Source organism: Mycobacterium sp., assembly GCF_035499775.1.
GTDB lineage: Bacteria > Actinomycetota > Actinomycetes > Mycobacteriales > Mycobacteriaceae > Mycobacterium.
This window is the reverse complement of record NZ_DATJYB010000328.1, coordinates 1-8,019: the sequence shown is the minus strand read 5'-3', so window position 1 is coordinate 8,019 and position 8,019 is coordinate 1. Positions and strand designations below refer to the sequence as shown.

Below are 8,019 nucleotides of genomic sequence, written 5' to 3'. Positions count from 1 at the left end.
CGCCACGACGACGCCGGCCGGGAATTCGACTATGTCGCCGGCGCGGAAAAGGCCCTCGACGAAGCCGCAGCGAGCGGCTGGACCGTCGTCAGCATCCGCGACGACTGGACCACCGTCTTCGCTGACTAATCCAGATGGTGGCGACCCGCTTCGCCCGGCTGCGCCGCGCTCGCGATCGCCACGTGGGCTACGCGGTCCAGTTCCAGACCGACATGTCGCCGCGGGGATACCCGGTGCAGACTTCGGTGGCCTTCGCCACGACACCCTTGTTGTTGAAGAAGATCTTCGCCCAGTTACCCCAGTGCGTCGCCATCTGCTCGTAGTAGATGTCCGTCGCGGTGTCCTCGGAGTACTGCCTGCGACCGGCGGGGTCCAGGGAGTAGAACCAGTGGATGCGGTCGATCGCGCCCTGCTGGATGTCCGGCGGCCGATTGTGGAAGTCGATCATGTACCGCTGGTAGTACACCGGGCTGGTGTCCCTGGCGGCCGCCAGATATTGCTCCGCGTCGCAGGTGGTGGCGATCTGCCTGCGGGGGATCGGGAAATCGTCCGTGGAGTCGGCCGCGGCGAGCTGCGGGAAGATCGCGGCGGTGATGCCCAGGGCGAGAGAAATGGCGCCTGCACGCAGGCTGGAATTCAGCCAAGACATGTTCGTTACCGTAACACTTTCAGGCCCTGACGGGCCAACAGGTGACAAGATTAATAGCCCGTCTCACTATACACCGCTATCAGGCACGATGACATGCGAGGGGTCCGGTCGCAGCTCCGGCTGAGCCTGGCTGTAATCGCCGAACGGCCCGTCACGGCGCTGCACTGCGGCCCGCACTCCCTGGGTCTGGGCGATCTGAATGAAGTCGAGCGCTTCGGGGGTGTTGCGCATCAGGCCGTCGAGGATGCCGCCGAGCATCTGAGTGGATGCCAGGCCCATGTTCTCGTACGCCTGATTGACGATCAGCTTCTGCGCGCGCAACTGGGACAGCGGGATCTGGCACAGCTCCGCGGCGATCTCGGCGACCCGGGCTTCGAGGCGTTCGAACGGCACCGCCTCGTTGATCAGCTCGACCTCGGCGGCCTGCACACCGGTCAGCGGCCGGCCGGTCAGCGAGTGCCATTTGACCTTGGCCAGGCTCAGTCGATAGAGCCACATGCCGGTCAGGTACGCCCCCCACATGCGGGCGTACGGCGTGCCGATCACCGCGTCCTCGCTGGCGATCACCAGGTCGGCGCACAGCGCGTAGTCGCTGGCGCCACCGACACACCAGCCGTGCACCTGCGCGATCACCGGCTTGGACGCGCGCCAGATGGCCATGAACTTCTGGGTCGGCCCGGTCTCGCGCGCAGTGATCATCGCGAAATCCTTGCCCGGATCCCATTTCCCGTCCGTCATCATGGCCTCGCCCCAGTGCTGAAAACCGCCGCCGAAGTCGTAGCCGGCGCAGAACGCGCGGCCCGCGCCGCGCAGCACGATGACCTTGACGTCCTGGTCGCGTTCGGCCAGCCCGATAGCCGCCTCGATCTCGTCGGGCATGGGCGGAACGATGGTGTTGAGTTGCTCCGGGCGGTTGAGCGTGATGGTGGCGACCGGGCCGGCGGTGGTGTACAGCAGCGTTTCGAAGTCAGGCATGTTCAGCGACGATATCCCCCCGTCCAACCGGCCGATGGAACAGCCAACAGCATGCAACACTGACGACATGGCTGAGCCGCCCGGGCGGGACGAGACGAGGCGGCCAGCGCTCACTCTTCGAGCCATCGAGCCCGCCGATGGCCCCGAATGCACCCGCATCATCTACGAGGCGTTTGGTCGTCTCCACGACTACTATCGCTTTCCGCGCGACTTCCCGACGCTCGAGGACGCAGAGCGGTTGACAGGGAATTTCATCGAGCATCCCTCGATCTGGGGTGTCGTCGCCGAAGACGAGGGACGGATCGTGGGGTCGAATTTCCTCGACCAACGCGGACCGATCACCGGCGTTGGACCCATCACGGTCGACCCTGAGGCACAGGGGCGCGGCGTCGGCCGCCGCCTGATGGAAGCAGTCATGGAGCGAGGCGCCGGCGCGCGCGGTATCCGCCTCTTCCAGGACGCCTTCAACATGCAGTCGCTGTCGCTATATGCGTCACTGGGATTCGAGGTCAAAGAGCCGGCCATCGTAATGTGCGGAACACCCAAAAGCGGTCCACCGGCCGACGCCGAGGTGCGTTCGCTCGAAGAGAGCGATCTCCCCGAATGCGAACAGCTATGCCTCAAGGTCCACGGCTTCGAACGAACCAACGAACTGCGCGACGCACTCCGCACACCTGGCTTCTCGCCGTCGGTAGTTGTTCGTGCAGGCGAGATTCGCGCCTATGCGACAACTCTCACCTTCTTTCCGGCTGCATACGCTGTCGCGGAGACGGAGCGCGACATGCGCGACTTGATCGCAGGCGCGGCAACGGCGGATGGCCAGCCCGCCTCGTTCCTCCTCCCGACGCGGCAAGCCGGCCTTTTGCGCTGGTGTCTCAGGGAGGGTCTGCGTGCGGTCAAGCCGGTGACCTACATGTCGCTCGGCGAGTACGCCGAACCGAACGGGTGCTGGATTCCGTCGCTCCTCTACTAGCGCGCACCAATGTCCTTGGTGGGTACGGCTATTCACCGGCCGGCGTGCGCTGCCGCCGATACAGCCATCGCGTCAGCAGCGCCACCACCACGACGGCCACGGCCACCAGCAGGTAGATCTGGTACTGATCGAATTTGGCGTAAATCGTGGGGATGTGTGCCTGGGCCGAATATCCGACCAGGACCCACAGGCCGACCCAGCCGATGGCGCCCACCACGTTGTAGGTCAAAAAGCGGCGCCACTGCATCTGCGCCATGCCCGCGACGATCCCGATGCCCTGGCGCAGTCCGTCGACGAACCGCCCGACCAGCACGACCATGTTGCCGCGGCCGTGGAAAAAGCGTTCGGTCGCCTCCACCCGCTTTTCGGTCAGGAAGACGAACCGGCCAAAGCGCCGCACCAGCGGTCGCCCGCCGAAGTGGCCGATCGCATACCCGAGGTTGTCCCCCATCACCGCGGCCAGCAACGCCGCTATCAGCACCGCCACCAGATTCAGCTGGCCCGACGCCGCGTAGACCCCGGCCGCGATCAGGATGATTTGGCCAGGGGCCGGGATCCCGATGCCCTCCACGGCGACCACGCCGACCAGCGCAAAGTAGCCGTAGCGCTGCAGAAATGTGGACAGTGAATCAAGGACCCCCGGTAGTTGCGACGACATGATCACGGTGGGTGCCCGGTCGGCACGGTAGGTAAACGCTCAGGCGCGCAACATGCGGTGCAGGAACGAGTAGCTCAACGCCGACTTGAACGCGAGCTGTTCGTTGTCGGCCGCGCCGCCATGTCCGCCCTCGATGTTCTCGTAGTACCAGACCCGATGGCCGGCGGCCTCGAGCGCGGCGGTCATCTTGCGGGCGTGGCCCGGATGCACCCGGTCGTCGCGGGTGGAGGTGGTCAGCAATATCGGCGGGTACTCGCGTTCCGACGAAATGTTCTGGTACGGAGAGTATTCGGAGATGAAAGCCCAGTCGTCGGGGTTGTCGGGGTCGCCGTATTCGGCCATCCATGAGGCGCCGGCCAGCAACAGGTGGTAGCGCTTCATGTCCAGCAATGGCACGCTGCAGACCAGCGCCCCGAACTTCTCCGGGTATTTGGTCAACATGATCCCCATCAGCAGCCCGCCGTTGCTGCCGCCCTGGGCGCCGAGTTGCTTGACCGTGGTGATGCCGCGATTCACCAAATCGTCGGCCACAGCGGCGAAGTCCTCGGCCACCTTGTGCCGTTCCGCCCGCATCGCCTGGGTGTGCCAGGTGGGCCCGTATTCGCCGCCACCGCGAATGTTGGCCAGCACGTAGGTGCCACCGCGGGCCAGCCACAGCCGACCAAGCACGCCGCTGTAGGCCGGTGTGTTGGCCGTTTCGAATCCGCCGTAGCCGTACAGCAGCGTGGGGGTGGGTCCGTCGCTCCCGGCGGGCCGGACGACGAAGTAGGGGATCGACGTGCCGTCCTCAGATTCCACGAAATGCTGTGCCACAGTGATGTTTTCGGCATCGAAGAACGCCGGGGCGGATTTGATCTGCTCAAGGTCCCCGTCACCGGTGCCGCGCAGCAGGCGGGACGGCGCGTCGAATCCGCTTGAGTCAAGGAAGAACTCGTCGCCGGTGTCGTCGGCGGTGGCGATGACGGTGTTGGTCGACGCGGGGATGCCTTGAATCGGTTCGCGCTCCCAGCTGCCCGGTATGACTATCTCGACCCGGCTGGCCACATCGGCCAACGAGACGATCAGCAGCCGGTCCCGGGTCCATGCGTAGTGGTAGAGGCAGGTGTGCTCGTCCGGCTCGAAAACCACATCTAATTCTCTTGTACCGCTGAGGAATTCATCGTATTTCGCTGCCAGCAGCGAGCCGGCGCGGTAGGTGGTGCCGTTGACGGACCAGTCGGTGCGCAGGTCGATCAGCAGCCACTCGCGGTGAATCGAGAGGCTGCTGACGTCGCTGGGCACGTCGAGGTGGATCAGTTCCGAGTCGCGCAGCTCATAGCGCTCGGTGTTCCAGAAGTCCGTGGAGCGGCCCAGGAAGGTGCGCTCGAAGCCGGGGGTTCGATCCTTGGAACCGCCGGCGCTGACATCGGTGGGTTCGCCCGCGAAGATCGTTTCCGCATCCGTCAATGGTGTGCCGCGGCGCCAGCGCTTGACGATGCGCGGGTAGCCGGAGTCGGTCAGCGAGCCGGGACCGAAGTCGGTGCCCACCAGCACGGTGTCCGGATCGGCCCAGGCGACCTGCGACTTGGCCTCCGGCAGCTCGAACCCGTCGGGCAGGAATTCACGTGTCGCCATGTCGAATTCGCGGACCACCACGGCATCCGAGCCGCCGCGGGACAGGCTGACCAGGGCGCGGGTGAGCTCCGGTTCGATGACGGTGGCGCCGCCCCACACCCAGTTCGTGTCGTCGACGCGACCGAGTTCGTCGACGTCGATCAGCACGTCCCACTCCGGATTGTCGGTGCGGTAGCTGTCCAGCGTGGTGCGTCGCCACAGTCCGCGCGGATTGGTGGCGTCGCGCCAGAAGTCGTAGAGGTGCTCGCCGCGTCGCCGCACGTAGGGGATCCGGGCGTCGGTGTCGAGCACCTCGAGCGCCTCGGTGCGCATCCGCTCGAACTCGTCGTCACAGAACTCCGCCTTGGCCGGTTCGTTGCGCGCGCGGACCCAGTCCAGTGCCTCGTCGGCGGTGACGTCTTCGAGCCACAGGTACGGGTCTTCGGATCCAGATGTCATGGAAGCCATTCTGGCCTGCGGCGGTACTGTGAGTTGTATTACACATGGGGTCGAATGAGGGAGCCGAGCAAATGACTGTCTTCGCACGTCCAGGTGCCGACGGTGCACTGATGTCATATGAATCCAGGTACGGAAACTTCATCGGCGGCGAGTGGGTCGCGCCGGCGCAGGGCCGCTATTTCGAGAACCCGACGCCGGTGACCGGCGAGTCGTTCTGCGAGATACCGCGCTCCGACGAGGCCGACATCGAGAAGGCGCTGGACGCCGCGCACGCGGCGGCGCCGGCCTGGGGCAAGACCTCCCCGACCGAACGGGCCGCGATCCTGAACAAGATCGCCGACCGTATCGACGAGCACACGCACGCCCTGGCAGTGGCCGAGGTCTGGGACAACGGCAAGCCCGTCCGGGAGACGATCGCCGCCGACATCCCGCTGGCGGCCGATCACTTCCGGTACTTCGCGGCGGCGATCCGGGCCCAGGAAGGCGCGCTGTCCCAGATCGACGAGGACACCGTCGCCTACCACTTTCATGAGCCGCTCGGCGTCGTCGGGCAGATCATTCCGTGGAACTTCCCGATCCTGATGGGCGCCTGGAAGCTGGCGCCGGCGCTGGCTGCGGGCAACGCGGTGGTGCTCAAGCCGGCCGAGCAGACACCGGCCTCGATCCTCTACCTGATGTCGCTGATCGGTGACCTGTTGCCGCCCGGCGTGGTCAACATCGTCAACGGATTCGGTGCGGAGGCCGGCAAGCCGCTGGCGTCCAGCGACCGGATCGCCAAGGTCGCGTTCACCGGCGAGACCACCACCGGGCGGCTGATCATGCAGTACGCCAGCCAGAACCTGATCCCGGTCACACTGGAGCTCGGCGGCAAGAGCCCCAACATCTTCTTCTCCGATGTGATGGCCGCCAACGACGACTTCCAGGACAAGGCGCTGGAGGGCTTCACGATGTTCGCCCTCAACCAGGGCGAGGTGTGCACCTGCCCGTCGCGCAGCCTCATCCAGTCCGACATCCACGACGAGTTCCTGGAACTGGCCGCGATCCGGACCAAGGCGGTCCGGCAGGGTGATCCGCTGGACTCCGAGACCATGCTGGGTTCCCAGGCGTCCAACGACCAGCTGGAAAAGATCCTGTCCTACATCGAGATCGGCAAGGGTGAGGGCGCCAAGATCATCACCGGCGGCGAGCGTGCCGAGCTGGGCGGCGACTTGTCCGGCGGTTACTACATGCAACCGACGATCTTCACTGGCAACAACAAGATGCGGATCTTCCAGGAGGAGATCTTCGGCCCGGTGGTGGCGGTGACGCCGTTTAACGACTACGCCGACGCGATGGGCATCGCCAACGACACCCTCTACGGGCTGGGCGCAGGGGTGTGGAGCCGCGACGGCAACACCGCATACCGGGCCGGCCGCGAGATCAAGGCCGGCCGGGTGTGGGTGAACTGCTACCACGTGTATCCGCCGCACTCGGCGTTCGGCGGCTACAAGCAGTCCGGCTTCGGCCGCGAGGGCCACAAGATGGCGCTCGAGCATTACCAGCAAACCAAGAACCTGCTGGTGTCCTACTCGGACAAGGCGCTTGGGTTCTTCTGATGGGTCCCGGGTTTATCCAATGAGCCAGGCCGCTCCGCCCGGGGCGCTCATCACCGAGGCCGCGGCCGAGCTGCTGGAACGGTTGCAGGACAGTCATGGCCCGGTGATGTTCCATCAGTCCGGCGGCTGCTGCGACGGGTCGTCGCCGATGTGCTACCCGCTCGGAGACTTCCTCGTCGGTGACCGCGACGTCCTGCTGGGTGTGCTCGATGTCGGAGCCGAAGGGGTGCCGGTGTGGATCTCCGGCCCGCAGTATCAGGCGTGGAAGCACACTCAGCTGGTCATCGACGTGGTGCCGGGGCGGGGCGGCGGGTTCAGCCTGGAAGCGCCGGAAGGGATGCGGTTCCTCAGCCGCGGCCGGGTCTTTACCGACGACGAGAAAGCGCTGCTAGAAGCGGTACCGGTGATCACCGGCGCTGCGTACGAGCGTGGCGAACGACCGTCAAATCGTGGCCAGGTTGTAGCCGGGAACCCGCCGGAAACGTGCCCGGCGCCGCGCTGATGCCGCAGTAAGGTCGCAGCGTGATCCCGCTTCCGCGTCCCTGGCTGCTGGCCAGCGCCATGTTGATCGGCAGCGCGGTAGGGGAACTGGCGGGGGTGGCGTCCACACTGCTGGTCCACACGCGGGTCCGACCGGACGTCGTCATTGCGCTGGTCGTCGGAATCCCCAGTGTGCTGGGGCTGGCGGTGATCCTGTTGTCCGGGCGCCGCTGGGTGACGATGCTGGGCGGATTCATCCTCGCGCTGGCGCCAGGCTGGTTCGGTGCGCTCGTCGCTATCCAGGTGACGTCGGGTGGCTGACGATCCGAAGTTCGACACCGGCGAACCGTCGGTGCCGTTTGTCCCCGATTTCGACGACGACTCGAAGCCCTTTCCGATCGCGGAAGCGCCGGACGACACGAAAGAGCCCAAAGAGCCCGAGGCGCCCGAGCCGGAGGCTGCCGACGACTCGGCGCTTGAGCCGGCTGTCGTGCCGGTTACGGTGCCCGGGCGCTACCAGTATCTGAAGTGGTGGCAACTGGTTCTGGTGCTGCTCGGCGCGTGGGTCGCCGCCGCGCAGATCGGGCTGGGTCTGTTCTATTGGTGGTTTCACGCCGTCGACAAGACCTGGCCGGTG

Annotated in this window: 8 protein-coding genes and 2 pseudogenes; 6 read left to right on the top strand and 4 right to left on the bottom strand. The window is 65.8% G+C overall.

The features are described 5' to 3' along the window. Positions 1-129, top strand: a pseudogene (locus tag VML93_RS20930) (haloacid dehalogenase-like hydrolase); the annotation flags it as partial. Between the two features lie 58 nt (positions 130-187). On the opposite strand, the gene VML93_RS20925 reads toward VML93_RS20930, so the two are convergent. Then, positions 188-649, bottom strand: a complete 462-nt coding sequence (locus VML93_RS20925; protein ID WP_325613630.1) for a DUF5078 domain-containing protein — start codon at positions 647-649, stop codon at positions 188-190. Positions 650-715: 66 nt separating this feature from the next. Next, positions 716-1,630, bottom strand: a complete 915-nt coding sequence (locus VML93_RS20920; protein WP_325613631.1) for a crotonase/enoyl-CoA hydratase family protein — start codon at positions 1,628-1,630, stop codon at positions 716-718. Positions 1,631-1,691: 61 nt separating this feature from the next. Between VML93_RS20920 and VML93_RS20915 the strand changes: the two genes are divergently transcribed. Continuing rightward, on the top strand, positions 1,692-2,597 hold the full coding sequence (locus VML93_RS20915; protein WP_325613628.1) for a GNAT family N-acetyltransferase: 906 nt from the start codon (positions 1,692-1,694) through the stop codon (positions 2,595-2,597). A 28-nt stretch (positions 2,598-2,625) separates the two neighbouring features. Here the strand turns inward: VML93_RS20915 and VML93_RS20910 are convergent, their stop codons facing one another. Continuing rightward, entirely contained in the window at positions 2,626-3,255 is a 630-nt protein-coding gene (locus VML93_RS20910) for a DedA family protein (RefSeq protein ID WP_325613627.1), read from the bottom strand. A 39-nt stretch (positions 3,256-3,294) separates the two neighbouring features. Then, positions 3,295-5,316, bottom strand: a complete 2,022-nt coding sequence (locus tag VML93_RS20905; protein ID WP_325613626.1) for a prolyl oligopeptidase family serine peptidase — start codon at positions 5,314-5,316, stop codon at positions 3,295-3,297. A gap of 62 nt (positions 5,317-5,378) precedes the next feature. On the opposite strand from VML93_RS20905, the gene VML93_RS20900 reads away from it, so the two are divergent. From VML93_RS20900 to VML93_RS20885, 4 genes and pseudogenes are all read left to right on the top strand, one after another. Beyond that, positions 5,379-6,902, top strand: a complete 1,524-nt coding sequence (locus VML93_RS20900; protein WP_325613624.1) for an aldehyde dehydrogenase family protein — start codon at positions 5,379-5,381, stop codon at positions 6,900-6,902. A 19-nt stretch (positions 6,903-6,921) separates the two neighbouring features. After that, positions 6,922-7,404, top strand: a complete 483-nt coding sequence (locus VML93_RS20895; RefSeq protein ID WP_325613622.1) for a DUF779 domain-containing protein — start codon at positions 6,922-6,924, stop codon at positions 7,402-7,404. Positions 7,405-7,424: 20 nt separating this feature from the next. Next, positions 7,425-7,703 carry a putative holin gene (locus tag VML93_RS20890; protein ID WP_325613620.1) on the top strand — a complete coding sequence of 93 codons (279 nt, stop codon included), beginning with the start codon at positions 7,425-7,427 and terminating at the stop codon, positions 7,701-7,703. Then, positions 7,696-8,019, top strand: a pseudogene (locus tag VML93_RS20885) (hypothetical protein); the annotation flags it as partial. The gene VML93_RS20890 and the pseudogene VML93_RS20885, both read left to right, overlap by 8 nt.

Coding starts and splice junctions, on each gene's coding strand:
- VML93_RS20910 (WP_325613627.1), bottom strand. CDS start 3,255: ATGTCGTCGCAACTACCGGGGGTCCTTGATTCACTGTCCACATTTCTG.
- VML93_RS20925 (WP_325613630.1), bottom strand. CDS start 649: ATGTCTTGGCTGAATTCCAGCCTGCGTGCAGGCGCCATTTCTCTCGCC.
- VML93_RS20915 (WP_325613628.1), top strand. CDS start 1,692: ATGGCTGAGCCGCCCGGGCGGGACGAGACGAGGCGGCCAGCGCTCACT.
- VML93_RS20905 (WP_325613626.1), bottom strand. CDS start 5,316: ATGGCTTCCATGACATCTGGATCCGAAGACCCGTACCTGTGGCTCGAA.
- VML93_RS20900 (WP_325613624.1), top strand. CDS start 5,379: ATGACTGTCTTCGCACGTCCAGGTGCCGACGGTGCACTGATGTCATAT.
- VML93_RS20895 (WP_325613622.1), top strand. CDS start 6,922: ATGAGCCAGGCCGCTCCGCCCGGGGCGCTCATCACCGAGGCCGCGGCC.